Source organism: Actinosynnema mirum DSM 43827, from assembly GCF_000023245.1.
Classification (GTDB): Bacteria; Actinomycetota; Actinomycetes; order Mycobacteriales; family Pseudonocardiaceae; genus Actinosynnema; species Actinosynnema mirum.
In genome coordinates, this window is record NC_013093.1 from 4,974,880 (window position 1) to 4,999,694 (window position 24,815).

Here is a 24,815-nt window from a genome sequence, read left to right on the forward strand (position 1 = left end):
CGGTGGGTGACGGGTTCGGCGTGCACACCGGCGAGATGCGGGAGCACGCGGGCAGGTTGGAGGGCGTGGTCGACCAGATCGACGTGGCCAAGGACGCGGCGACGCAGGCCACGATCAGCGGCACCACCGCCTACGGCATCCTGTGCAGCCCGCTGCTGCTGCCGCTGATGGGCTCGGTGGAGGCCATGGGGCACACGGCGATCAGCACCGCGCGCACCGTCGTGAACGCCACCGCGGAGGGCATCGTGGGCATGGCGGACACCTACGACGCGGTCGAGGCCGCGGTGATCAAGGGCGTGGAAACCATCGAGAAGGCACTGGACGGGATCCGATGAACGACAACCCGCTCGTCGCCGCGCCCGCGTCGGACGACGGCTTCGACGGCATCACCGGCGCGGCGGTCCTGGAACCGGCCGCCGACGCGGTGCTCGCCGTGCAGCGCGGCGACTGGCTGGAGGCCGGGATCAACGCGGGCGCGGCCGGGATCGACGCGCTCGGGTTCGTCGCGGACCCGTTCGGCGCGCTGCTGTCCTCGGCGTTCGCCTGGTTCATCGAGCACACCTCCCCGCTCAAGGAGATGCTCGACGCGCTGGCGGGCGACCCCGGCGTGGTCAACCAGAACGCGGGCACCTGGGGCAACGTCTCCGACCACCTGGCCAAGGCGGCGGAGGAGATGCGGCGGGTCGTGGCGGCCGACACCCAGCCGTGGACCGGCCCCGCGGTGAGCGCCTACCGGCCGGTGGCGATGCTCCAGGCCGACGCCATCCAGGGCGCGTCGCTCGCGGCGAGCGGGGTCGGGGCGGCGCTGACCGGCGCCGCCGCGGCGGTCGCGGTGGTGCGCACGACGGTGCGGGACCTGATCGCGATGGGCATGAGCGAGCTGGTGCAGTGGCTGATCCGGGCCGCCGCGGCGGCGGCGATCACGATCGGGCTGGCCACGCCCGCGATCGTCGCGGACGGCATCCGGCTCGTGGTGAAGTGGGCCAACAAGATCCGCGAGTGGGTGGACCGGATCGTCTCGACCATCCGGAAGCTGTCCAAGCTGGTGGACCAGTTCCTGAAGGTGCTGGACAAGGTCAGCGCGGCGCTGGCCAAGTCCATGCCGAAGAAGGTCCCCGCGGCGGCGGCGACCACGATCGCGGAGAACGTGGTGGTGCAGGTGCCGAAGAACGCGGCGGTGTACGGGTCGAACATGGACGACCAGACCTACGCCACCCGCGACAACTGACGCACGCCCGAGGCCGGGCGCCGCAGGTCGTCCCCGCGGCGCCCGGCCTCGGGTTCGTCCGGGGCCGTCTCCCGGAGGCCCGCGCCGGTGGTCGGCGCGGGCCGGTCCCGGTCAGCGCCGGTTGTCCAGCACGCCCAGGGTCGTCGGCGGCTCGCCGTCGAGCAGGGTCGCCAGGCCCTCGAACAGCTCGATGGCGCCGTCCGGAAGGCCGCGCACGCCGGGGGTGCCCACGGCGGCGGCCTCGCGGATGGCGGCCTGCATGGCCTGGTCGAGCACGCGGGTGCGCACGGTCACCCGGTCGGTGTGCCCGCCCGCCGTGCCGGGGCCGGTGTAGTCGCCGACCAGGCGGAACGGGCGCAGCGGCGGGGTGGCCACGATGAAGTCCGCGCCGATGCTGGTGCGCATGACCGTCTCGCGCTCCAGCCAGCACGCGCGGCCCGGCTCGACGGGCACGTCCACGTAGTCCTCGAACACCTCCTCCTTGCGCCACGCCTGCCCGTACGCGGCGGCGGTGGCGGAGGCCAGGACGTCGTAGAAGGTCTTCTCGCCCCAGCTGGGGATGTGGAAGCTCGTGGTGGTCTCCACGACCGCGCGCCCGCCGATGCGGCAGGTGATGACGCTGTCGGTGGTGTTGCAGATCGAGACGCCCACCTGCACCGGCACGCTCAGGTCGAAGAGCAGCTTGCGGCTCCGCGCCACCAGCACCTCGGCGCCCGCGGCCTGGACGCTGAGCGCGGTCTTGAGCCGCTGGGCGCCCTCCGGGGTGGACAGGGCGATCGCCTTCAGCTCGTGCATCCTGGTGGGGTCGACCCCCCGGCGCTGGAGGGCGGCTTCGTAGACAGCGGTGTCCGCGGTCTGCTCGTGGAGGGCCACTGGGCGTCCCTTTTCTCGGTTGGTTCGCTGGAGCCGGTTGGGCGGTGCGCCCGGTGTGCGGTGCACTGGGGCCGACGTTCCCCAAGCTGCGTCGAACTCGCATCGCGACGACGCGATCGGGGGACCTCGATCACCCGAAGGGAGTATGCCTGAGCCCTTCTCAGCAGGGGAGGGTTGAACCCCTAACGGACCAATCCCGCTACCAAAAAGCACCTGTCAGTCATTCACGTCGGCCGGACGCGCCACTCGTGGCCCAATCTGATCGCCCGACCGGCCAGTACCGTTTGTGGGGTGTGAGGTGGGCCTCAGCCGTCCGGGAGGTGACGAGCCGTTCTTGTCCGGACCAATCCCGGCCGCGCCCTGTCCACGACCGATCACGCGGCGCTACGGTCCGACCGTGAGGTCTGGACCTATCGCACTCATCGCCCTGCTGACCGCGTCGACCTTCACGGGCGCCCTGCCCGCCGCCGCCGCAGCCCCCGCCGACCCCCTCCCCGCAGCCCTCTCCCCCGCAGTCCCCTCCCCCGCCGCCGTCGCGCCCGCCGACTGGAAGGCCCCGCTGAGCACGCGGGGCCGGCACGTCGTGGACGCCGACGGCAACCGGTTCAAGCTCAAGTCCGGCAACTGGCACGGCGCCAGCGGCACGTGGACGGGCTCCGGTTCCAAGTCCGACCCGGCGAACCACCACGCCGGGGAGATCGCCCACCAGACGCCGCTCGGCCTGGACCGGGCGCCGCTGGAGAGCGTCATCGACGGCTTCGCCGAGCTGGGGCTCAACAGCGTGCGCCTGCCGTTCTCCAACGAGATGGTGCGCGACACCGCCCCCGTGCCCGACCTGCCCGCGAACCCGCAGCTGCGCGGCCTGACCCCGCTCGGCGTGTACGACCGGGTGGTGGAGCGGCTGACCGCGCGCGGGTTCGCGGTGATCCTGAACAACCACACCGGGACGTCCCGGTGGTGCTGCGGCGTCGACGGGAACGAGCGGTGGAACACCGCGCGCACCGAGGCGCAGTGGCAGGAGGACTGGCTGTTCATGGCGCGGCGGTACGCGTCGAACAAGCGGGTGGTGGGCGCGGACCTGTACAACGAGGTCCGGCGCACCATCACCGACGACCCGAACTGGGGCTGGGGCAACGACCACGACTGGCACCGCGCGAGCCAGCAGGTGGCGAACCGCATCCTGACCGAGGCCAACCCGGACCTGCTGGTGATCGTGGAGGGGATCAACTGGACCGGGCTGCCGGTCGACGGGTTCCCGCACGGCAGGCCGACGCTGGAGCCGGTGCGGACGCTGTCGCACGCGCTGGTGGAGTCGGACAAGCTGGTGTACTCGGCGCACTTCTACGGCTACACCGGGCCGAACCACTCCGGGGCCACCGGGATCGGCGAGACGACCGACCCGAGGTACCAGGACCTGTCGCCGCAGGAGCTCAAGGACGTGGTGCGGCGGCAGGCGCTGTACGTGTCGGCCGAGACCGGGCAGCACTTCACCGCGCCGGTGTGGATCAGCGAGTTCGGGGTGGGCCGGGACAGCGCGGCGAACACGCGGGACTGGTTCGAGCGGTTCGTGGACCTGCTGGTGGAGGCGGACGCGGACTTCGCGTACTGGCCGGTGGTGGGCAACGGCGAGTCGGGCAACAACTGGTCGCTGCTGAACCTGGACCGGGACGGGCGGCGGACGTCGGTGGACGCGGACTGGCGCGGCGCTGCGTGGCGGCGGCTGGTCGGGTCGTCCGGGCGGACCGGCGTGGTGCCGGTCGGGGCGCGGTGGTCGATGCTGAGCCTGGAGCACGCGGACCTGGCGGCGTCGCGGGCGGCGCGCGGGTTGGGCGACTGGGACTCGGGGGCGCGCAAGGGCGCGTGCGCGGACGGGCAGCGGCTGATCGGGCTGGCGGAGGCGGGCGCGCGGGCGCTGTGCACCGGGGTCTCGGGCGCGCCGGGCGGGTTCGTGGTGGTGCGCGGGGAGGAGAACGTGACGCAGGACTGGGCGAGCGGGTACACGAAGGTGCAGTGCCCGGCGGACCACTACGTCGCCGGCTACTCGGTGCGCGGCGGCGCGTTCTCGGCGGCCCTGTGCGCCCGGTCGGGGACGGCGCTGGGCGGGGCGGGTCGGACGGTGTGGTTCGACCGCGGCGACAGCAGGCCGGCCGGGAATCCGGGCGGGGAGTTCTCGCCGGGGAAGCACAAGGGGCAGTGCGCGGAGAACGAGCACGTGGCGGGGATCGCCTGGACGGGGCGGATCTTCTCGGACAAGGGGCCGGACGCGCTGCACTGCCGGGCTTCCGCGCCCCGGTGATCGATCGAGTGTGACCACGAGCGCCCACCGGACCGCGGTCCGGTGGGCGCTTTTCCGGTTCAGGCGGCGGCGAACGCCAGCGCGCCGCGCGCGCCCGCGCGCCAGCTCCGCGCCGAGGGCCCGGCCGATCCCGTGCAGCACCTGGGCGCACGCCGGGTCGTGCTCCGCGGCCTGTCGGACCACGTCCACCGGTCTCGCGGGCAGGTCCACCCGCAGACCCCGGTAGCGCTCGTGGACCCGTTCGACCAGCCGTGGATGGCTGAGCGGCCCACTCCCCAGCGCCTCAAGGGCCCCGGAGCGGAAGAGCGCGCCGCCGACGACCAGCCCCGCGCCGAACCCGGTCGAGAGGTGGGCGGACAGCAGCACCCCGGCGCCCCCGCCCGCGCCGTGCACGTGCTCGCCGTAGGCGGCGAACCCGTCCGCGTCGCCGCGCACGACCGGCACGTGGGGAAAGCGCTCCGCCAGCGCCTCCTCCCACGCGCGCCCCCGGAGCGGGTCGGCCGCCTCCTGGACGCACAGCCCGATCGAGCGCACGTTGCTCGCGGTCATCCCCACCTCGCCGAGCCGGCCGTCGACGATCTCGATCCAGGCCTTGCCCCGGTGGCTCACCCTGGGGCTGCCGATGCTGTCGAGCACGTGCTCCTCGTCGTGCCGCCGGACCGAGACGACCACCGTGCCCGCCCGGACCTCGATCCCCATCGCCGCGCCCCGCACGTGCCACCCGTCCACCGCGCCCCTCCACCCGCTCCCGTGCGCCCGTGCGCCCGTGCGCCCGATCGTCCCGCGCCGGGGCGTGCGCGCGGTGGCCACTTTCGAGTGAACACCCCGTGACCTGCAAACCCTCAAACTTCACTAACTGCAATCTTGTACAGTTGAAGAAATCCGCAACTCTTGAACCACCCGGAGCTCCCCCGTGACCATGCCCCTGCACCAGGCCAAGGCCGAGTTCTTCCGAATGCTCGGCCACCCGGTCCGCATCCGGGTCCTCGAACTGCTCCAGGACGGCCCCCTCCCCGTCCGCGACCTCCTGGCCGACGTCGGCGGCGAGGCGTCCAGCCTGTCCGCGCAGCTCGCCGTGCTGCGCCGGTCCGGGATCGTGGCCGCCAACCGGGACGGCACGACCGTCGTCTACGAGCTCACCAGTCCCGACGTCGCCGAGCTGCTGCGCGCCGCGCGCCGGGTGCTCGCCGGGCTGATCACCAACAAGGACGAACTGCTGGCACTGCTCAGGGAAGAGGGAGAAGAGTGACGACGTTCTTGCCCGCCAAGGCAGATTGGGCGGGCGCGACCCGGCGGGACCTGCTCGCCGGGGTGACGGTGGCCGTGGTGGCGCTGCCGCTCGCGCTGGGCTTCGGCGTGGCGTCCGGGCTCGGGGCGACGGCCGGGCTGGTGACCGCGGTGGTCGCCGGGGCGCTGGCCGCCGTGTTCGGGGGCTCCAGCCTCCAGGTCTCCGGGCCGACCGGGGCCATGACCGTCGTGCTGGTGCCGATCGTGGCCGCGCACGGGGCCGACGGGGTGCTGGCCGTGGGGCTGATGGCGGGCGTGCTGCTGATGGCGCTCGCGGTGCTGCGCGCCGGCCGGTACATGAAGTTCGTGCCCGCGCCGGTCGTGGAGGGGTTCACGATCGGCATCGCGGCGGTGATCGCGCTCCAGCAGGTGCCCGCCGCGCTGGGCGTCCCGGCGCCGGACGTGGAGAACGTGGCGCTGGCGGCGGGCGCGGCCGTGCTGGAGTTCGTGGCCGCGCCGAACTGGGCGGCCGTCGGACTGGCGCTCGGGGTCGCGGCGGTGATGCTGCTGGGCGCGCGCTGGCGGCAGGCGGCGCCGTTCTCGCTGCCCGCGCTGGTGCTCGCCACGCTCGTGGCGAACTGGGCGGGGCTGGACGTGGCGCGGATCGGCGCGCTGCCGTCGACGCTGCCCGCGCCCTCGCTCGGCTTCCTCGACCCCGGCGCGCTGTGGGCGCTGCTGCCCTCGGCGGTGGCGGTCGCGGCGCTGGCCGCGCTGGAGAGCCTGCTGTCGGCGGCGGTGGCCGACGGGATGAGCGTGAACCAGCGGCACGACCCGGACCGCGAGCTGTTCGGGCAGGGCGTGGCGAACCTGGTCGCGCCGATGTTCGGCGGGGTGCCCGCGACGGCGGCGATCGCCCGCACCGCGGTGAACGCGCGCTCCGGGGCGACGTCCCGGCTGGCCGCGCTGACCCACGCCGCGGTGCTGCTGCTGATCGTGTTCGTCGCGGCCCCGCTGGTGTCGCAGGTGCCGCTCGCGGTGCTCGCGGGCGTGCTGCTGGCCACGGCGGTGCGCATGGTCGAGGTCGGCGCGGTGCGGGCGATGGCGCGAGCCAGCCGTCCGGACGCCGTCGTGCTCGCCCTGACCGCCGTGGCGACGCTGGCGCTGGACCTGGTCACGGCGGTGATCGTGGGCCTGCTGCTGGCCGGGGTGTTCGCGCTGCGCGCGGTGTCCCGCAGCGCCCGGCTCAGCGAGGTGCCGCTGGAGCCCGGCGACCACGGCGAGGAGGAGCGGGCGCTGCTGGCGCAGCACATCGTGGCCTACCGGCTGGACGGCCCGCTGCTGTTCCACGCCGCGCACCGGTTCCTGCTGGAGCTGAGCGAGGTGTCCCCGATGGCGGTGGTGGTGCTGCGGATGTCGCACCTGTCCGGCGTCGACACGACCGGCGTCGCGGTGCTGCGGGACGCGGTGCGCAGGTTGGAGGGGCGTGGGGTGACCGTGCTGGTGTCGGGGGTGCGGGAGGAGCACCGGCGGGCGCTGGACACGGTGGGGGCCCCGGTGTTCGACAGCACGCCCGAGGCGATCGCGCACGCGCGGGAGTTGTTGGGCAGGCAGGGTCTGCTGCCCACCTGAGCGCTCGGACCACGCCCCGCGACGCCGGTCTCACCGGTCGGCTTCGCGGGGCTTCCCGCTGTCCGGCGGGGTTTCCGGCCCGTCCCGCACCAGGCCCTGCTCCACCATCAGCTCGCGCAACCGCCGCAGCGCGGCCAGCTGCGCCGGGTGGTACATCTGCAGGACCACCTCCGCGATCGCGCTCTGCGTCAGCTCGGGGTCCAGCGGCGACCCGGCCGTGGGGTCCTTGGTCCACGGGTGGTCCTCCTGGGTCTTGCGGGCCACCGGGACGAGCCGCCGGGCGATCTCCTCGATCGCCGCCTCGTCCGCGTCCGGCGGCAGCGCGTCGAAGTCGACCTCCGCCGGGTCCGGGTTCGCGTCCAGCGTGCCGAAGCCCTCGATCGCCTGCTTGTCGAACACCGAGGCCAGGACGGTGAGCATGGACCGCTTCGACTCGGTCAGCTGCCGGGAGAACGGGGCCAGCGCGGGCGGGACGTGCGCGGGCGCGCGGTGGCGCAGGGCCAGCGCCAGCTCCGCCCGGACGCGGTTGATCCGCTCGACGGACGCCGCCAGCTCCGCGTCCAGCGCGCGGATGGCCTCCTCGGACTCCTCGTCCGCCTTCCCCATCACCGCGATCTGCGCCAGCGGGACGCCGAGGTCGCTCAGGCGCTTGATCTGGAGCAGCCGGACCAGGTGGGGGATCTTGTACTGCTTGTAGCCGTTGGCCGCCCGCTCGGGGAGGTCCAGCAGGCCGGTCGCGTGGTAGTGCCGGACGGCCTTCACGGTGGTCCCGGCCAGTTCCGCGAGCTGCCGGGTGCTCCACGTCATGCGCCTGCCCTCCGTCACCGCTCCAGTGGACACCGTGCCCAGGGGGCAGGGTCAAGGGTTTGACCCTGCCCCGAGGGCAGGGTTTCCACTGGGAGGCGGACGGAACCCACGAGGGAGGCCGAAGGTGTTCGCGGAACTGCGGCGGCGGAACGCGTTGAAGCGGGTCAGGCCCGGTCACGGACGAGTGCTCAAGCCCTTTCGCCGGTGGCAGACCCTGTCCCGGTCGCTGCTGTCCCTGGAGCCGGGGGACGGCGCGGTGTGGACGGTGGAGGTGCTGCACTGGAAGCAGCTCACCACCGAGGACGGGCGGCCGGTCGCGCACCTGTACCGGAACGGGGCGCACCACGCCGAGTCCCCGGTGCCCGCCGTCTTCCCGGTGCCGGGCGGGGTGGTCGAGGTGCAGGCGTCGGCGTTCGGGTTGAAGCGGTGCCACCACCTGCCGGACGGGGGCGGGGAGCGCCGGCTCGTGCCGGACCCGGACTCGGGAGAGGGGCGGCGGGCCCGGTTCGGGCGCGAGCACCCGGTGGCGAGCCGGTGGATCGGGATCGGGGTGGTGGCGCTGCTGGTCGTGCCGGTGCTGCTGATGGTGCCGCAGCTGCTGGAGGCCGCGACGCGGGTGCCGCCGGTGGCGGAGCGGTTCGGGACGTTCACCTCGCCGGTGGAGCTGCCGTGGTGGGGGAACGTCGCGCTCGGGCTGGTGACGGCGGCGGCGAGCACGGAGCGGGCGCTGCGGTTGCGGCACCACTGGCTGCTGGACTCGGTCGGGTAGGTGGGGTCGGTGCGGGCCGGGATGGGGCCCGGCCCGCACCGCCTGTCAGCAGTTCTTGGTCGAGGCGGGTCTGGGGGGCGCTCGCGCTACCGGGGCGCCGGCCAGGCGCGCAGGGTCGCGTCCAGCGCGTCCAGGGCGCGCCGCCAGCTCGTCCCGCTGTCCGGTTCGCTGTGCTCGAAGCTCCCCGCCAGCTCCAGCTCGGCGTACCCGTGGAACACGCTGCCCATGAACCGCACCGCGTGGACCTGCTCCGCCTCCGGCAGGTCGTAGCCCCGGAGCACCGCGCGCGCCAGGTCGGAGTGCCTGCGGCCGGTCTCGACGGCCTCCGGGGCGACGCGGCTGCGCGTGGCCGCGTACCGGCCGGGGCAGCGGCGGGCGTAGTCGCGGTACGCGCCGCCCAGCGCGGCGAGCGCGTCGCGACCGGAGCGGCCCGCCAGGGCTGCCGCGCCCAGGTCGGCCAGTTCCGCGAGCGCGAAGGCGGAGATCCGGGCGCGCAGGTCGTCGAACCCGGCGACGTGCGAGTACAGGCTCGCCACCTTGACCCCGACCCTGCGGGCGACCTCGGAGGCGGTCAGCCGGTCGAAGCCGATCTCGTCCGCCAGCTCCGCCCCGGCCTCGACCAGGCGTTCGGCGGTCAACCCGGCGCGCGCCACCCGACACCACCGTCCTTCCGAAAGGTGTTAGTCATTTGCCTAAAAGCTTTAGGCAACCTACCGTACCCCACCATGAGGCCGTTGACCGAGCAGGAGATCCGGGGCGCGTTCGTGAACTGCAGCAAGGGCGAGGCCAAGCGGCTGACCGTGCCCCGCGACCTGGCTCAGCAGCCCTGGGAGGACCTGGACTACCTGGGCTGGCACGACCCGAAGGCGCCCGAGCGGGCCTACCTGGTCGCGGAGCTGGACGGGAAGCTGACCGGGCTGGCCCTGCGGGCGCCCGCGCCGGTGGCCCGTGGGCGGAGCATGTGCTCGATCTGCGTGACCACGCACAGCGGCGGGGTGTCGCTGGTCGTGGCGCCGAAGGCCGGGAAGGCGGGCAAGCAGGGGGACTCGGTCGGGACCTACCTGTGCGGCGACCTGGCGTGCTCGCTGTACGTGCGCGGCAAGCGGGACTCGGGTGAGCCGAACCGGGAGACGCTGGGGGTGGAGGAGCGGAGCAGGCGGATCGTGGTGAACCTGAGCGCGTTCGTCGCCAGGGTCACCGGGTGACGGGGTGGGCGCGCAGCGGGATCATGCGGGTATGACCACCACCGGGTTCGACCCGAAGGACCTGCTCGCGCACAGCTCGCTGGGGATCCTGGCGACGCTCAAGGCCGACGGGGCGCCCCAGCTCTCCCCCGTGCAGCCCTACTACGACCGCGAGGCCGAGGTCGTCCTCGTCTCCACCACCGCCGGTCGGGCCAAGGCCAGGAACCTGGGGCGTGACCCGCGCGCCGCCCTGGAGGTCACCAGCGGCGACGGGCTGAGCTGGGCCACGGCCGAGGGGACCGTCGAGCTGACCGGGCCCGGCTCCGACCCGCGCGGGCCCGAGGTGGACGCGTTGGTCGACTACTACCGGCGGGCCGCCGGGGAGCACCCGGACTGGGACGAGTACCGGGCGGCGATGGTCTCCGAGCGGCGGGTGCTGATCAGCCTGCGGGTCAGCCGGGTGTACGGGGAGAGCGCCGGGTGAGCGCGGCCCGGCGCGCGGCGGGCAGCGGGAAAGTCGCCGCTCGGCGCTGATTCATCCGTTCGACGCAAGCACCGGGGCCGGGTGGTGGGGCGGGCGCACTCCGGTGCGCACCGCTGACACGTTCAGGCGCGCCCTCACCGGTCAGCGGCGCGCCCCCTGGAACGACTCTGCGCAACACGCGCGTCACCCCCTCAGCCGACGCCCCCGGAACCGCCAGCGCCGTAGCGTAGTTTCGCCCCCGACCGCCCCACGACGGCGTTGGGCGGCGATCCGGGGGCGAAGCGGCGGGGCACGGCTTCGCGGGGAGGGGACGCGATGACCACTGCGGAGGAACGGGTCGCGGCCGGGGTGAGCCGCACCGCGCTGATGGTCGCGGCGGCTCGGGCGATCGAGAGCAACCGGGACGACGCGCTCGCCGTCGACGGGTACGCGGAGCACTTCGTGCGGGCGTTACCGGACACCGAGGGCTGGCCGCTGCGCATCGAGGACGTGGCGGACGGCGACGCCGACCCGCTGTGGGGCAGGCTCGCCCGCTACTTCGGGCTGCGCACGCGGGTGTTCGACGACCACCTGACGCGGGTCGCGCGCGCCGGGACGCGGCAGTTCGTGCTGCTGGGCGCCGGGCTCGACACGCGGGCGCTGCGGCTGGACTGGCCGAGCGGGTGCACGGTCTTCGAGGTCGACCACGAGCACGTGCTGGCGTTCAAGCAGCGGGTGCTGGACGGGCTGGGCGCGAGCGGCGGGGCCGCGCGGGCGCCGGTGGCCGCCGACCTGCGCGGGACGTGGACGCCGAGGCTGGTGGAGGCCGGGTTCGACCCGGCGGCGCCGACGGCGTGGCTGGCGGAGGGGATCTTCATGTTCCTGTCGCGCGCGGCGGAGCGGCGGCTGGTGCGGGAGCTGGACCGGCTGTCCGCGCCGGGGAGCGGCCTGGCGTTCGAGTTCAAGACGTTCCCGGCGGACGGCGCGCCGGTGCGCACCGGGCCGCTGTACACGGTGGCGCGCAAGCGGATCGGCGTGGACCTGCTGTCCCTGTTCAACCCCGACCCCAGGCCCGACAGCGCGACCGACCTCGCGGCGCGCGGCTGGACGGCGACCTCCAGGGCGCCGTTCGAGTTCACCCGCGAGCACGGCAGGGGACCCACCCCCGAACCGGACGACCCGTTGGAGGACAACCGGTGGATCTTCGCGGAGAAGCGGGGCGGGTGGGTGTGAGCGCGACGGCGGGGCGGGTGGGTGTGAGCGCGGCACCGGCCGAGCGCGCGGCACCGAGCGGCCGTGCGCGCACCCCCGATCGGCGCAATGCGCCGGGAAACCGCTGACACGCCCGCCGCGCTGGGCCACCATCGGGGAGGTGATCGCGCCGCTGTTCGGCCCCGCGTACCTCCACGACCCCCACCCGACCCTGCGCGCCCTGCGCGAGCAGGGGCCGGTGCACCGCTCCGCGCTGCCGACCGGGTTGCCGGTGTGGGTCGTCGTGGACCACGCGTGCGCCCGCGCCGTGCTCGGCGACGAGCGGGTGGCCAAGGACTTCCGGCGGCTCGGCGAGATCATGAGCGGCAAGCTGGTCGAGGCCGGGCGGGACCCGAGGCTGTCCGCGCTGTTCCGGGACAACCTGCTGGTCATGGACCCGCCCGACCACACCCGGCTGCGCCGCCTGCTGGCCAAGGACTTCACCGCCCGGCGCGTGGAGCGGCTGCGCCCCAGGGTGGAGGCGCTCACCGCCGAGCTGCTGGACGCGCTGCCCACCACCACCGAGGTCGACCTGGTGGAGCGGTTCGCGCTGCCGCTGCCGATGACGGTGATCTGCGAGCTGCTCGGCGTGCCCGAGGACGCCCGGCCGTCGATGCGCCGCTGGTCCCAGGAGCTGATGGGCGAGTTCGGCCAGGCCGACGCGCTGCGGGCGTCCGAGGAGATGCCCGCCTACCTGCGGGGGCTGATCGCCGACCGGCGCGCCTCCCCCGGCGACGACCTGCTGTCCGCCCTGACCAGGGCCGCCGACGACGGGGACCGGCTCACCGAGGCCGAGCTGCTGGGCACCTGCCTCGTCCTGGTGGTCGCCGGGCACGAGACCACCGCGGGGCTGATCAGCTCCAGCGCGGACCTGCTGCTGCGCGAGGAACCCGTGCGCGGGCTGCTCGTGGAGCGCCCCGACCTCACCCGCCGCGCCGTGGACGAGCTGCTGCGGCTGACCAGCCCGGTCGCGATGACCACCGCCCGGTTCACCACCGAGGACGTCGAGGTCGGCGGCACGGTCATCCCCGCCGACGAGATCGTCCTGGTGAGCCTGCCCTCGGGCAACCGCGACGCGGCCCGCTTCCCCGACCCCGACGAGTTCCGGCTCGACCGGGCCGACGGCGGGAACCTCGCGTTCGGCCACGGCGTCCACTTCTGCGTCGGCGCGCCGCTGGCCCGCCTGGAGGCCGAGGTGGCGCTGCGCGGGCTGCTGGATAGGTTCCCGGACTTCCGCCGCTCCGGCAGCCCGGACGACCTGGTGCGCAGGCGCTCCCAGACGGTCACCGGCTGGCGTTCGCTGCCCGTGCTGCTCAACCCCTGACTTTCGCCCGCGCAGCGCGGGACCCGCCGACGCCGCCAGGGCGCTCCCCCCTTGCCCCACAAGGGAAAACGCCGCCCCCACCGACCACCCGCGACCACCGCTGACCCACCTTGTGACCCGGAACGCGGTTTCCCGCCCCCTCGTACTGGGAAAGTGGCCCGCATGAGCAGCACACGGTTTCAGGGGTGGAGGCGCAGGTTCACCCGCATGGTCAAGGGTGGGCAGCGGCGCGAGGTGAACCGGACCGCCAAGCGCGCTTTCGGCTGGGACCGGCTGCGGGACGAGCAGGTCACCGCCATCCGCGAGGTGCTGCGCGGGCGCGACGTGTTCGTCGTCATGCCCACCGGCCAGGGCAAGTCCGGCATCTACCAGGTGCCCGGCCTGCTGCTCGACGGGCTCATCGTGGTGGTCTCGCCGCTGGTGGCGCTCCAGCGCGACCAGGTCGCCCGGCTGCGCGAGGTCGGCGCTCCCCCGGCGTACGCGGTCAACGCCGCCCAGTCCGAAGCGGACAACCGCGAGGCGTGGGAGGCGGTCGAGCGCGGGCAGGCGCGCTACCTGTTCCTGTCGCCCGAGCAGCTGGCCAAGCCCGAGGTGGTCGAGAAGCTCGGCAGGCCCGCGCTGTTCGTGGTGGACGAGGCGCACTGCGTCTCCGCGTGGGGCCACGACTTCCGCCCCGACTACCTGCGGCTCGGCCAGGTCGTGGAGTCGCTCGGCCGCCCGCCGGTGCTGGCGCTGACCGCGACGGCGGGCTCCGCGGTGCGCGACGACGTGGTGGCGCAGCTGGGGATGCGCGACCCGCTGGTGCAGGTGAGCGGCTTCGACCGGCCCAACCTGAAGCTGGAGGTCCGCGAGTTCGCGGACGACGACGACCGGCGCCGCGCGCTGCTGTCGTGGGTGCGCGACGCGGAGGGCCCCGGCCTGGTCTACGTGGCCACCCGCAAGGACGCCGAGGCGTACGCGGAGGCGCTGGGCGGCGAGCCGTTCCACGCCGGGATGCGCGCCTCCGAGCGGGTGCGGGTGCAGGACGCGTTCATGGCGGGCGAGGTGGACGTGGTCGTGGCGACCTCCGCGTTCGGCATGGGCATCGACAAGAAGGACGTGCGGTTCGTCGCGCACGCCGCCGCCCCCGGCTCGCTCGACGCCTACTACCAGGAGATCGGCCGGGCCGGTCGCGACGGCGAGCCCGCGCACGCGGCGCTGTTCTTCAGCCCCAAGGACCTGGGGCTGCAGCGGTTCTTCAAGGCCCGCCGCCCGGACCGCGCGGAGCTGGCCACGCTGATGGCGCACGTGCACGGCAAGCCGGGCGTGAGCGCCGACGAGGCCGCCGACGCGCTGGAGATGTCCCGCCGCAAGATCGCCGCGCACGTCGCGCTGCTCAGCGCGGTCGGCGCGCTCACCGTCGACGAGGACGGCCTCACGGCGGAGAAGCTGCCGAAGGAGGCCGCCGAGGAGGCGGTGGAGGAGGCCGCGCGGCTGCGCAGGCTGGAGCTGTCGCGGGTGGAGGTGCTGCGCGCCTACGCCGAGACCAGGGGCTGCCGCAGGCAGAACCTGCTGGGCTACTTCGGCCAGTCGCTCGGCTTCGCCTGCGGCAACTGCGACATCTGCGACGGCGGCGTCGACACCAGGGCGCCGGTGGCCGAGGACGACGAGTTCCCGCCGGAGAGCAAGGTGACGCACCCGAAGTGGGGCGAGGGCACCGTGGTGCGCACCGAGGGCGAGCAGATCACCGTGCTGTTCCACGAGGTCGGCTACAAGACGCTGTCGCTGCAGGTGGTCAAGGCCAACTCGCTGCTGGACCGGCTGCCCGCCGCCTGAGCGGGGGCGCGGTCGACCGCGACACTGCCGACACCGCCGCGAAACTGTTGCGCACCCCGTTGCCGCGCAACAGTTTCGCAAAGCGTTGACACCGGACCGGGTGCGCAAAACACTGGAGTGGCGCATCCGGCCCGGCACCGCCGCCCGAGCCTCGTGCCGGGTGATCCCTCAACGAGGAGGAGAAGGCGGACATGGCAGAAGCAGCCGACGCAGCGGCGGGCGGGCAGCACCGGATCGGCCGCAGGCTGTTCCTGGGCGGAGCGGGCGCGACCGTGCTGGGGGCGGCCTCCGGGCTCGTGCTCCCCGGCGTCGCCCACGCCCAGACCATCACCACCAACCAGACGGGCACCCACAACGGGTACTACTTCTCGTTCTGGACCGACTCGCAGAACACGGTCTCGATGACGCTCGGCGGCGGCGGGAACTACAGCACGTCGTGGCGCAACACCGGGAACTTCGTGGCGGGCAAGGGCTGGAGCAACGGCAGCCGCCGGACGGTGAACTACTCGGGCAGCTTCAACCCCTCGGGCAACGGCTACCTGTGCCTGTACGGCTGGACGTCCAACCCGCTGGTCGAGTACTACATCGTCGAGAGCTGGGGCAACTACCGCCCCACGGGCACGTTCAAGGGCACCGTGAGCAGCGACGGCGGCACGTACGACGTCTACCAGACGATGCGCTACAACGCGCCGTCGGTGGAGGGCAACAACAAGACGTTCCCGCAGTTCTGGAGCACCCGGCAGGCCAAGCGGGTCGGCGGCTCCATCACCACGGGCAACCACTTCGACGCCTGGAGCCGGTACGGGCTGCGCCTGGGCGACTTCAGGTACTACATGATCATGGCGACCGAGGGCTACCAGAGCAGCGGCAACTCGAACATCACCGTCTCCTGATCCATCCCCCAGGGACCGCGGCGGCGGCAGGGCACGGGAGCGCTCCTCCCGCCGGACGTGGAACGGCGCGGACCACGACGTCAGTCGCGGTCCGCGCCGTCTGCGCGCTTGGGCTCCCCCAGCGCCGGAAACCCTTCCGGCGCAGGGGGATCAGCTCACCCCTTCAGCGCGTGGTCGATCGCCTCGATGATCCTCGGGCGCAGCTGCGCCACGCTGATGATCTCGTCCACCGAGCCGACCTCGACCGCGCGCTGGATGCTGTGCACCCGGTCGAACTCGGCCGCGACCTCGCCGAGCTTCTCGGCCCGCACGGACGACTGCACCTCGGCCAGCCGGGTGTTCAGCGAGGCCCGCTCCGCGCCCGTGGCCGCCGCGACGAGCGCCTGCAGCTCGGTGACGCGCGGGTCGGTGGCGGTGCGGTTGTTGACCTCGCCGGAGAACACCACGGCCGCCGCGGGCGCGCCGCCGAGCACGGAGGCGAACGAGCCCTCCAGCGCCAGCACCGTCATGTTCGGGTTGAGCGCCTTGGAGAACACCACGAACGCGCCGCCGTGGTAGCGCGAGATCACGCAGAACACGATGGGGCCCTGGAAGTTCACCACGGCCCGGCCGATCTCCGCGCCGTACTCCAGCTGGAGCTTGCGCATCGACTCCGGCGAGCCGTCGAACCCGGACAGGTTCGCCAGCACCACCAGCGGCCGGTTGCCCGACGCGGCGTTGATGGCCCGCGCGGTCTTCTTGGACGAGCGCGGGAACAGCGTGCCCGCCGTGTAGGTGTCCGGGCCGTCGGTGGGCGGGAAGCCGCGACGGGGCACCGAGCGGGACTCGATGCCGATCAGGCACACCGGCCAGCCGCCGATGCGGGCGTCCTGCACCGCCGAGGTGTCCGCGTCGGCCATGCCCGCCCAGCGCTCCAGCACCGGGTGGTCCTGGTCGGTGACGGCGCGCATGACGGTGCGGATGTCGAACGGCTTCTTGCGGTCCGGGTTGTGCTCGGCCGAGAAGATCTGGCCCACGGTGGCGAAGTCGCTGCCCGCCACGGCGTGCGGGAAGCCGGACACGTCGCGCTCGGCCGGGTCGGCGGTCGGCGCGCGGCGCGGGCCGGTCTCGCCGGGCACGACGTACGAGTGGTCGTAGTGCGACATCAGCACGTCGCGCGCGCCCGCCAGGTTCGGCGCCCAGTACTGCGCCTGCCCGTTGGGTCCCATGACGCGGTCGTAGCCGCCGATGCCGAAGTTGTCCTCGGCCGAGACGCCGCCGGAGAAGTCCAGCGACTGCTTGCCGGTGAGCACCATGGCCGAGTCGGGCGTCATGACCAGGATGCCCTTGGTGTGCATGAGCATCGTGGCCTCGGCGTTCCAGTACGGCTGGGCGCCGACGGTGATGCCCGCGACCACGATGTTGATCTCGCCGCCGTCCTGGGTGAACTCGACGATGCGCTTGAGCGCCGCCGCGACCCAGTCCATGTTCTCGGTGCCGGAGGTCATCGAGATCCGGGCGCCCGCCGAGAGCGCGAACCACTCCAGCGGCACGTCCATCCGGTCCGCGAGGTCGATCGCGGCGATGATCCGCGCGCACTCGGGCTCCGACAGGGCGCCGAGCGCCTTGGTCGGGTCGCCGAGCAGGATCACGCGGGTGACGCCCTCGGGGTGCCGGTCGGTCGGGGTGCTGATCACGCCCGCGACGAGCGCGGCGGTGTTGCGGCCCCTGGGCCGGTCGACGGGCACGAGCGCGCGGTGCTCGTCCAGGTCGTGCTCGACGAACTTCCCCTCGGTCCCGGTGAGCATCCCCACCAGCTCGTACGGGTAGGTGTTGCCGCGCCTGGCCGCCCGCACGACCTTCTGGCCGTAGTCGTCCAGCGGCAGCACCGGCTCGTTCGACGGCTCGCCCACGTGCAGCGTGGCGCCGTGGCCGGGGTCGAGCGCGATCCGCACCGCCACCTCGGCCAGGTCGCCGGACGAGGTGCGCTGGCGGGCCAGGAACTGGACCTCCTCCAGGCCCGCGCCGACCGCGGTCGGCAGGATGCGCTCGACCAGCGTGTTCAGCTCGTCCGGGGTCAGCTCGGTGGACGGCCAGACGTACATCATGATCCGGTTGGTGTCGAAGCGCTTGTTCTGCGGGCGCTTCGCCTGGATGTTGCGGATCGAGTCGAGGCAGGCCGTGATGGCCTCCTCCACGGCGGGCAGCGCGACGAGCCTGCCGTCGGACTCGCGCAGCGGGGTCAGGTCGCGGACCTGGCCCATGGCGATGAGCCGCTCGTCGGCCGGGTTGCTGCGCGCGGTGGCCTTGAACAGGTAGATCTCCTCGTCCACCGAGGGCAGCCTGGTCAGGTCGAACTCGCGCAGCCGGTGCAGCTGCAGGCGCTGGGCGATCTGCGGGTGCAGGCCTCGGATGAGCCGGTCCTCCACGAGCTTCCCGCCCTCGGGGCGGAACGTGAAGTGGTGGTGCATGACCGCGCCGGTGGAGCCCGCGACGGTCGTGGTGACCCGGTGGACCGACTCGGGCAGCGGGTGCGCCGACAGGACCTCGGCCAGCCGCACGGCCATGCCCTCGATGTCGGGCTGGCCCTCCCAGATCAGGTACAGGTCGGCCGCGAGGCCGCCCTCGCCCGCGGCGGCGATGCGGCCGACCGCGTCGACGGCGGCGGGCAGCGAGCCGATGTCCACGGCGGTGGCCACGACCCGGCGCACGCCGTTGGCGCCGTCGTAGTCGGCGGTGACGAACCGGCAGCCGGACAGGTCGGTGGTGGTGACCGAGGTGAGCCTGCGGTTGCCGTAGTAGCGGCGGGTCAGCACCTCCAGCAGCGGCCCGCTGTCCCGGTCGGGGCGGCCGACGCGGCCGGAGACCAGGCGCACCAGCGGCTGCGGGCCCGCGACCATGGCCTTGATCCGCTCGGCGCGGTCGGGCGCGTCCGGGTTCTGGTCCAGGTGGCGCAGCGAGTCGCGGACCTCCACGAACACCTTGGCGCGGTTGCGGCGCAGCAGCGGCTGGGCGAACCAGCGGAACACGATGCCGCGCGCCAGGTCCGACAGCGCGGGGAAGCGGACCTGGGTGGCCTCGACGAGGTGCTCCAGGGCCAGACCGGCGCGCTGGAGCAGCGGCTCGGCGGGCGGCGGGGACTCGATCCACTGGCGCAGCAGCTCGGAGATGACCGCGGCGTGCGCGGCCGGGTCCTGCTGGGCCAGGAAGATCCGGAAGACCGCCGACTCCAGGCCGGGCGCGGTGCGGTCCAGCTCGGTGACGCCGTAGTGGGCGAGCACCCGCGACAGCTTCGCGGTGAAGTCCTCGGGCAGGCCTGCCCGCTCGACGTCCAGGCTCTGCAGGTAGGCGTGGAAGTGCTCGCGCGGGCTGTGCACGGGGCTGCCCGGCTCGGCCTCCAGCTCGCCGCGCGGCTTGTTGCGGCTGAGCTCGGACAGGTCGGCGAACGCGGTGAGCAGGTCCAGCTCGCCCTCGACGGGACGGCCGCCCAGCTCGGCGCGCGAGGCCAGGTAGCCGGACAGGACGCGGCCCCGGTCCTGCGGGTCGACGTCGAAGCCCAGCAGCAGGCTGCGCAGGTCGGACAGGCAGCGGCCCAACCGGGCGTCGGCGGCGACGCCGTCGGGCTCGGCGGGCAGGTCGACCGGCACCTCGACGGCGGCGGTCTCGGCCTCGGCGGTGGCGCCGTCGGCCAGCGGCTCCAGGCGCATCAGCGGCGCGCCGGTGGCGACCTGGCTGCCCACGGACACCGGGCGCTCCCGGACGCGCGCGCGGAACGGCGCGCGCAGCACCGTCTCCATCTTCATGCTCTCCAGCACCAGCACGGGCGTGCCCGCGTCCACCTCGTCGCCGACGGCGACCGGGGTGGCCACGACCAGCGCGGGCGCGGGCGAGCGGACGACGCCGCCCTCGTCCAGGCTGATGCGGTGCGCGACGCCGTCGACCTCGACCAGGTGCACGGGGCCGTGGGTGGCGACGACGAGCCGGTGGCGGCGGCCGTTGACGGTGACCTGGCCGCTGTGGTCGTCGAAGCGCTCGCCCTCGACGTCGGCGGTGTGCACGGCGCCGCCGCCGGAGACGCCCACGCGGAAGCGGGAGCGGCCGACGCGGGCCACGGTGACCTGGTAGCTCGCGCCGCGCAGCTTCAGGTTCAGCGGGCGGCCGGTCTCGTGCTGCACCTGGGGACGGCCGCCGTACGCGGTGGCCAGCAGGCCCTGGCGGCTGACCGCCTCCTCCTCCAGGTAGGAGGCGATGGCGGCGGTGGCGAGCGCGACGCCGGAGTGCCGGTGCACGACCAGGCCGCCCTCGGCGCGGACCCGGTCGATCCAGCCGGTGTCGGCGCTGGCGTCGATCACCTCGGGCTGGTCGAGCAGGTCGAGCACGAAGCTCTTGTTGGTGGCGCCGCCCTCGATGACGACGGTGGTCTCGGCCATGGCGCGGCGCAGGCGGCCGAGCGCCTCGGAGCGGTCCCGACCGTAGGCGATGATCTTGGCGATCATCGAGTCGAAGTCGGCGGGGATGCTGTCGCCCTCGCTGACGCCGGTGTCCACCCGGATGCCGGGGCCGGAGGGCAGCACGAGGCGGGTGATGCGGCCGGGCGAGGGGGCGAAGTCGCGGTCGGGGTCCTCGGCGTTGAGCCGGGCCTCCACGGCGTGGCCGCTCTCGACCGGCTGCGGGCCCTCCAGCCTGCCGCCGGACGCCACGTGCAGCTGGAGCTTGACCAGGTCGGTGCCGGTGGTGATCTCGGTGATCGGGTGCTCGACCTGGAGGCGGGTGTTGACCTCCAGGAACGCGAACAGCTTCTCGCCGGGGTGGTAGAGGAACTCGACGGTGCCCGCGCCCCGGTAGTCCACGGCGAGCGCGAGGCGCTCGGCGGAGGCCTTGAGCTCGGCGGTCTGCTCGGGATCGAGGACCGGGGACGCCGACTCCTCGATGATCTTCTGGTTGCGGCGCTGCACGGAGCAGTCCCGCACGCCGAGGGCCCAGGCGGTGCCCTGGCCGTCCGCGATGACCTGCACCTCGACGTGCCGGGCCCCGGTGACCAGGCGCTCCAGGAACACGATGCCGGAGCCGAAGGCGCGCAGCGCCTCCTGGCTGGTGCGCTCGTAGGCCTCGGTGAGGTCCTCGGCGGAGGCGACCATGCGGATGCCGCGCCCGCCGCCACCGGCGGTGGCCTTGAGCATCAGCGGGTAGCCGATGCGGGCGCCCGCGCTGAGCGCGTCCTCCAGGGTGGCGACCTCGCCCTTGCTCCACGGCGCGACCGGGACGCCGACCTCCTCGGCGATCAGCTTCGCGCCGATCTTGTCGCCGAGCTTGCGCATGGCCTCGGCGGACGGGCCGATGAAGGTCACGCCGATCCGGTCGCACAGCTCCGCGAACAGCGGGTCCTCGGCGACGAAGCCCCAGCCGACCCAGGCCGCGTCGGCCCCGGTCTCCAGCAGGGCGCGCTCCAGGACCGCGTGGTCCAGGTAGGGGCGGGCCGAGGCCGGACCGAGGGAGTACGCGAGGTCCGCCTCGCGGACGAACGTCGAGCCCTGGTCCGCGTCGGTGTAGAGGGCGACGGTCTCGATGCGCCTCCCGGTCTCCGCGGACAGGTCCCGGACGGCGTGGATGAGCCGCATGGCGGCCTCACCGCGGTTGACGATGGCGACACGAGTGAACACCTTGCTGAGCCTCCCGATTACCCACGCGCGAAAGGCGGCGTCCGCGTACCGGAGCGCCGCCCGCAGCCTGATTCATAACCCTGACGGCTCGGCCACCCGCGCACCATGTTCGTGATGGGGTGTGGCGGGGCGGCCGGTTTGTAGGGTGTCGACAAAGGCCGCTGAGCGGTTACCACACGGATCAACGGCCACACAAGTTCCTCCGGAGGGGAGAACCGCCGGTTGCGGCGTAGGGGAAAGATCGCCAGGGGATCACCCAGAGCTACCTGAGGTTTACCGAACCCGCGGTGGGGATTGTCGGTTTTGCACGGCGGGAGGGGTGCGGTCGGGGTGGTCGCGCTACGGAGGTGCGCAGTCGGGCGGGGTGCTCCCAGGGGGTGCCCCGACAGCCGCGATCGGGGGTGTTTCAGCCGTTCAGGCCGGTCTCGGTGACGCCGCGCACGAGGTGGCGCTGGAGCAGCGCGAACACCAGCGCGATCGGCAGGACCGACACGGCGGCGGCGGCGAACAGCAGGGTCGTCCTGGGGTTCTGCGCGGTGAGCAGGGCGGAGAGCGCCACCTGGACGGTCCACGACGAGGAGTCCTGGGCGATCACCAGCGGCCACAGGAACTGGTTCCACGCGCCGATGAAGTCGATCACGGCGATGGCGGCGAAGAAGCCCAGCCGGTTCGGGACCACGATGCGGCGGAACACGCCCCAGCGGGACAGGCCGTCGAGCGTGCCCGCCTCCTCCAGCTCGGCCGGGAAGTCCAGGAAGCACTGCCGGAACAGGAAGGCGTTGAGGGCGCTGAACAGGCCGGGCACGACCAGCCCGCGCAGGTCGGAGACCCAGCCGAGGCTGGAGACGACCACGAAGGTCGGCAGGAACGTGACGGCGGTGGGGACCATCAGGGTGGCGACGATCGCGGCGAGCACCCGGTTCGCGTGCCGGTAGGGGACGCGGGCCAGCCCGTACCCGGCCAGTGAGCAGACCAGCACCTGGCCCGCGGTCTGGAGCACGGCGACGGTGGTGGAGTTGAGCAGGCTGCGGGCGAACGGGACGTCGGTGGTGGTGAAGACCTGCCGGACGGTGGCCCAGCCGGTGCCGACGCCGTCGCGCAGCAGCAGGGCGAACGGGAGCAGGAACAGCGCCGAGGCGAGCAGCAGGACGGTCCAGCGGGCGAGCGCGCCGACCCGGCCCGAGGTGCTGCGGCGGCGCCCGACCGGCCTCACCGGCCCGGCTCCCGCCGGACGCCCCGCAGCGCGCGCCCGGACAGCAGCGTCACCAGGGCGATCACCAGCGCGAGCACGACCGCGCCCGCGCTCCCCCGCCCCAGGTCCTGGCCGCCCGAGCCGAGCGAGGTGTAGTACAGGTACACCAGCGGCGGGCGGGCGAACGGCGGGTAGCCGCGCGAGTCGCCGAGGATGTTGTAGAACTCGTCGAACGCCTGGTAGGCGTTGATCAGGTTCAGGGTGAGCACGGCCACGAGCGTGCCGCGCAGGCCGGGCAGCGTGACGTGCCGGAAGCTCTGCCAGCGCGGGGACGCGCCGTCCACCCAGGCCGCCTCGTAGAGGTGCTGGGGGATGCGCTGCAGCGCGGCGATGAGCAGGATCGCGTAGAAGCCCAGTTGCAGCCACAGGCGGGCGCTGACCAGCACCACCCAGTACAGCGGCGGGTCGACCGTGCCGGTCCAGGCGAGCGGGTCGATGTTGAACCAGCCGAGCGCGGTGTTGGCCGCGCCGTCGGCGGTGCCGGGGAACAGGGCGGAGCGCCAGAGGAGCGCGGCGACCACGTAGGAGCAGGCGAACGGCAGGAAGAACACCGAGCGGAAGAACGCGCGGGCGACGGTGATCCCGTTGAGCAGCAGGGCCAGGCCCAGCGCGAGGACCGTGGTGGCGGGGACGACGAGGGCGGCGAAGGCGGTGACCGTGCCGACGCTGTCCAGGAACGCGCGGTCGGTGAGGATCGCGGCGTAGTTGTCCAGGCCGGTGAAGCGGGTGGGGGTGACCGTGCCCCTGGCGTCGAACAGGCTGAGGTAGCCGCTCCAGGCGATCGGCAGGCCGGTGAACAGCAGCAGCCCGACCGCGAACGGGCCGACGAACAGCCAGAACGCGAGCGGGCGGCTGCGGGTCACCGGTCCAGCCTGGTGAGCTCGTCGCGGGCGGTGGCGACGGCGGCGCGCAGCTCCTCGGCGGGGTCGGCGCCCTCGCGGGCGACGCGGGAGACGGCGTCGGACAGGGCGGTGTTCGCGGCGGCGCTCCAGCGGGCCGGGCTGGCGACGCGGCCGACGTCGGCGACGAGCTGGGCGACGTCCGCGCCGAGCCCGCCGCTGAGCCGGTCGGCGGCGGGGCGCAGGCTGGCGCGGGCGGGCAGGTGCGCGCCGAAGGCGGTGGCGAACTCGGCCTGGTGGTCGGTCCGCTCGACCCACAGCCAGCGCACGTAGTCCTTGGCGCGCTCGACGTCGGCGGCGCGGGCGTTGACCATCGCGCTGTAGGCGCCCACGGGCACGGACTCGGCGCCGTCGGCGTCCAGGCGCGGGAAGGGCAGGACGCCGACGTCGTCGCCGTGCGCCTCGACGATCTTGGGCAGGTTCCACAGGCCGGTCCACTGCATGGCGGTCAGGCCCTCGGTGAACGCGCCGGGGTCGGCCCAGTCGGCAGGGGCGCCGAGCAGGAGGCCGCCCGTGGCGTGCAGCTCGCGGAGCTTGCCGACGGCGGTGGCGGCGCGCGGGTCGTCGAAGCCGGGGGACTCGCCGTCCGGGCTGAGCAGGTCGAGCCCGGCGGACCACAGCAGCGGCGCGGTGAGCACGGCGACGCCGCCGTCGTTGCCCGCGAACAAGCCGCGCGCGGTGTTGCCGGACAGGCGGCGGGTGGCGTCGACCAGCTCGTCCACGGTGGTGGGCGGGGTGACGCCCGCCTCGCGCAGGAGGCTGGGGCGGTAGAACAGGACCTGGGTGTCGATGGCCTGGGGGACGCCGTAGAGCCTGCCGTCGACGGTCTGCGAGTCCAGGAGGGTCTTGACGAAGTCGGGGCGCTGGTCGCCGAGGAGGTCGTCGAGCGGGACGACCCGCTGCTGCCGGACCCAGTCGACCTTGACCTGGGCCTCGAACACGTCGGGCACCCGGCCGCCCTGGAGCGCGGTGGCGATCTTGGATTCGTAGTCGCCGGGGTTCCACTGCACCTCGACGCGGGCGTCGGGGTAGTCGGCGGCGTACCGGCGCACGGCGTCCTGCACGCCGTCCTCGCCGTAGGCGTGGTACCAGTGGCTGAGCGTGCCCGGCGCGGACCCGTCGCGCCCGGTGTTGGACCCGCAGGCGGCCAGCGACGGCCCGCCCAGCCCGAGGCCGAGCAGCCCGGCTGCCGCGAGGAACGAGCGTCGGTCCAGTCCCCCGGCGCCCATGGCACCACCTCCCCGGCTCGGAACTGCCGGGAATGAT

At 73.8% G+C, this 24,815-nt stretch carries 19 protein-coding genes; 12 read left to right on the forward strand and 7 right to left on the reverse strand.

All coding sequences use genetic code 11. From position 1 onward, the window contains the following. Nucleotides 1-2: 2 nt before the first annotated feature. Complete coding sequence (locus AMIR_RS21025; RefSeq protein ID WP_015802964.1) at nt 3-335, forward strand: type VII secretion target; 333 nt, start codon at nt 3-5, stop codon at nt 333-335. Beyond that, nucleotides 332-1,228 carry a hypothetical protein gene (locus tag AMIR_RS21030; protein ID WP_015802965.1) on the forward strand — a complete coding sequence of 299 codons (897 nt, stop codon included), beginning with the start codon at nt 332-334 and terminating at the stop codon, nt 1,226-1,228. Before AMIR_RS21025 ends, AMIR_RS21030 begins: the two co-directional genes overlap by 4 nt. A gap of 111 nt (nt 1,229-1,339) precedes the next feature. Here the strand turns inward: AMIR_RS21030 and AMIR_RS21035 are convergent, their stop codons facing one another. Further along, on the reverse strand, nt 1,340-2,101 hold the full coding sequence (locus tag AMIR_RS21035; protein ID WP_015802966.1) for a hypothetical protein: 762 nt from the start codon (nt 2,099-2,101) through the stop codon (nt 1,340-1,342). A 397-nt stretch (nt 2,102-2,498) separates the two neighbouring features. On the opposite strand from AMIR_RS21035, the gene AMIR_RS21040 reads away from it, so the two are divergent. The 3 genes from AMIR_RS21040 (at nt 2,499) to AMIR_RS21055 (ending at nt 7,253) form a co-directional block, all read left to right on the forward strand. Next, a complete protein-coding gene (locus AMIR_RS21040) occupies nt 2,499-4,397 on the forward strand; it encodes a glycoside hydrolase family 5 protein (protein WP_015802967.1) in 1,899 nt (632 codons plus the stop codon). A 913-nt stretch (nt 4,398-5,310) separates the two neighbouring features. Continuing rightward, a complete protein-coding gene (locus AMIR_RS21050) occupies nt 5,311-5,646 on the forward strand; it encodes an ArsR/SmtB family transcription factor (RefSeq protein WP_015802969.1) in 336 nt (111 codons plus the stop codon). Next, nucleotides 5,643-7,253: a SulP family inorganic anion transporter gene (locus tag AMIR_RS21055; protein WP_015802970.1), complete on the forward strand. Its 1,611-nt coding sequence runs from the start codon at nt 5,643-5,645 to the stop codon at nt 7,251-7,253. The genes AMIR_RS21050 and AMIR_RS21055 overlap by 4 nt, the downstream gene beginning before the upstream one ends. 30 nt (nt 7,254-7,283) lie before the next feature. Here the strand turns inward: AMIR_RS21055 and AMIR_RS21060 are convergent, their stop codons facing one another. Continuing rightward, nucleotides 7,284-8,078 carry a MerR family transcriptional regulator gene (locus AMIR_RS21060; protein ID WP_245554530.1) on the reverse strand — a complete coding sequence of 265 codons (795 nt, stop codon included), beginning with the start codon at nt 8,076-8,078 and terminating at the stop codon, nt 7,284-7,286. 166 nt (nt 8,079-8,244) lie between these two features. On the opposite strand from AMIR_RS21060, the gene AMIR_RS21065 reads away from it, so the two are divergent. Then, nucleotides 8,245-8,829, forward strand: a complete 585-nt coding sequence (locus AMIR_RS21065; RefSeq protein WP_245554531.1) for a hypothetical protein — start codon at nt 8,245-8,247, stop codon at nt 8,827-8,829. 86 nt (nt 8,830-8,915) lie between these two features. Here AMIR_RS21065 and AMIR_RS21070 read toward each other — a convergent pair whose 3' ends face one another. Continuing rightward, nucleotides 8,916-9,482: a TetR/AcrR family transcriptional regulator gene (locus AMIR_RS21070; RefSeq protein WP_015802973.1), complete on the reverse strand. Its 567-nt coding sequence runs from the start codon at nt 9,480-9,482 to the stop codon at nt 8,916-8,918. A gap of 72 nt (nt 9,483-9,554) precedes the next feature. Between AMIR_RS21070 and AMIR_RS21075 the strand changes: the two genes are divergently transcribed. From AMIR_RS21075 to AMIR_RS21100, 6 genes are all read left to right on the forward strand, one after another. Further along, the gene (locus tag AMIR_RS21075) at nt 9,555-10,034 is read left to right on the forward strand and encodes an FBP domain-containing protein (protein WP_015802974.1); all 480 of its coding nucleotides are present in this window, start codon (nt 9,555-9,557) and stop codon (nt 10,032-10,034) included. A gap of 31 nt (nt 10,035-10,065) precedes the next feature. After that, nucleotides 10,066-10,497, forward strand: a complete 432-nt coding sequence (locus AMIR_RS21080; RefSeq protein ID WP_015802975.1) for a PPOX class F420-dependent oxidoreductase — start codon at nt 10,066-10,068, stop codon at nt 10,495-10,497. 315 nt (nt 10,498-10,812) lie between these two features. Then, nucleotides 10,813-11,709: an SAM-dependent methyltransferase gene (locus AMIR_RS21085; protein ID WP_015802976.1), complete on the forward strand. Its 897-nt coding sequence runs from the start codon at nt 10,813-10,815 to the stop codon at nt 11,707-11,709. Between the two features lie 139 nt (nt 11,710-11,848). Continuing rightward, on the forward strand, nt 11,849-13,051 hold the full coding sequence (locus AMIR_RS21090) for a cytochrome P450 family protein (protein ID WP_015802977.1): 1,203 nt from the start codon (nt 11,849-11,851) through the stop codon (nt 13,049-13,051). A 207-nt stretch (nt 13,052-13,258) separates the two neighbouring features. After that, on the forward strand, nt 13,259-14,866 hold the full coding sequence (locus AMIR_RS21095) for a RecQ family ATP-dependent DNA helicase (RefSeq protein ID WP_015802978.1): 1,608 nt from the start codon (nt 13,259-13,261) through the stop codon (nt 14,864-14,866). 191 nt (nt 14,867-15,057) lie between these two features. Continuing rightward, on the forward strand, nt 15,058-15,759 hold the full coding sequence (locus AMIR_RS21100; RefSeq protein ID WP_015802979.1) for a glycoside hydrolase family 11 protein: 702 nt from the start codon (nt 15,058-15,060) through the stop codon (nt 15,757-15,759). A gap of 155 nt (nt 15,760-15,914) precedes the next feature. Here the strand turns inward: AMIR_RS21100 and AMIR_RS21105 are convergent, their stop codons facing one another. The 4 genes from AMIR_RS21105 to AMIR_RS21120 all read right to left on the reverse strand — a co-directional run bounded on the left by AMIR_RS21105 (nt 15,915) and on the right by AMIR_RS21120 (nt 24,778). Then, nucleotides 15,915-21,398 (reverse strand): ATP-binding protein, encoded by a 5,484-nt coding sequence (locus AMIR_RS21105; protein ID WP_015802980.1) that lies wholly within the window; start codon nt 21,396-21,398, stop codon nt 15,915-15,917. A gap of 406 nt (nt 21,399-21,804) precedes the next feature. Then, entirely contained in the window at nt 21,805-22,611 is an 807-nt protein-coding gene (locus tag AMIR_RS21110; RefSeq protein ID WP_015802981.1) for a carbohydrate ABC transporter permease, read from the reverse strand. Further along, a complete protein-coding gene (locus tag AMIR_RS21115; RefSeq protein WP_015802982.1) occupies nt 22,608-23,513 on the reverse strand; it encodes a carbohydrate ABC transporter permease in 906 nt (301 codons plus the stop codon). Before AMIR_RS21115 ends, AMIR_RS21110 begins: the two co-directional genes overlap by 4 nt. After that, nucleotides 23,510-24,778 (reverse strand): ABC transporter substrate-binding protein, encoded by a 1,269-nt coding sequence (locus AMIR_RS21120; RefSeq protein WP_015802983.1) that lies wholly within the window; start codon nt 24,776-24,778, stop codon nt 23,510-23,512. Before AMIR_RS21120 ends, AMIR_RS21115 begins: the two co-directional genes overlap by 4 nt. Nucleotides 24,779-24,815 lie beyond the last annotated feature (37 nt).